The 596-nt window shown below is 47.3% G+C and carries 2 pseudogenes; one reads left to right on the top strand and one right to left on the bottom strand.

Annotated elements, in window-relative coordinates:
* A pseudogene (locus tag R7Q46_RS28580) lies at window positions 1–91 on the top strand (amino acid ABC transporter substrate-binding protein); the annotation flags it as partial.
* A gap of 57 nt (window positions 92–148) precedes the next feature.
* On the opposite strand, the pseudogene R7Q46_RS28575 reads toward R7Q46_RS28580, so the two are convergent.
* Window positions 149–596 (bottom strand): annotated as a pseudogene (locus R7Q46_RS28575) (Bcr/CflA family multidrug efflux transporter); the annotation flags it as partial.

Genomic DNA, 596 nt, shown 5'->3' with positions numbered 1-596 from the left:
GATTAACTACATCAATCACTGGGTGGAGTTAAAAAAAACACAAGGCTTCTTTAAGCAGACTGCTCAGAAGTGGGGACTGAAAAGTTTATAAATGAAAAGAGCCGCTTTACGCGGCTCGTATTATGATCGGATGGACTGAAGTACAGACTTAAAGTTCATCTTCGCTGACGACGCGAGCGTTGTCAGGTGTAGTGAAATGCTTAGAGAGTTCACGATTCGACAGAATGTAACCCATCCACAAACCACCCATACAAATGACGATTGCCACGCCCGTAACCATTTGAGCTTGGCTTGCCATCGCAGCAACTAATGCGCTCGATAAGCTGCTCACACAGATTTGCAGGCTGTTCTGTAGACCTGCTGCTGTCGCTGGGCTTTGGTGTGCACTAGCTAGGGCGCGGTTTACGACGATTGGGTAAAGCGCACCATTTGCAACGGCAATCAAACAGAATGGCGCAAGAATTGGCCAGATTGACGTGAGCTCCCACTGTGAAGCGATGAAAATCAGCAATGCAGCAACGCTGAACAGGCCGATTAACTGGCGTAATACTTTCTCATCACCAAACTTACGTACGCCGACTTTACCTAAATAGCCA

Source organism: Vibrio sp. 811, from assembly GCF_033339195.1.
This window is presented reverse-complemented; position numbering and strand designations above follow the sequence as displayed.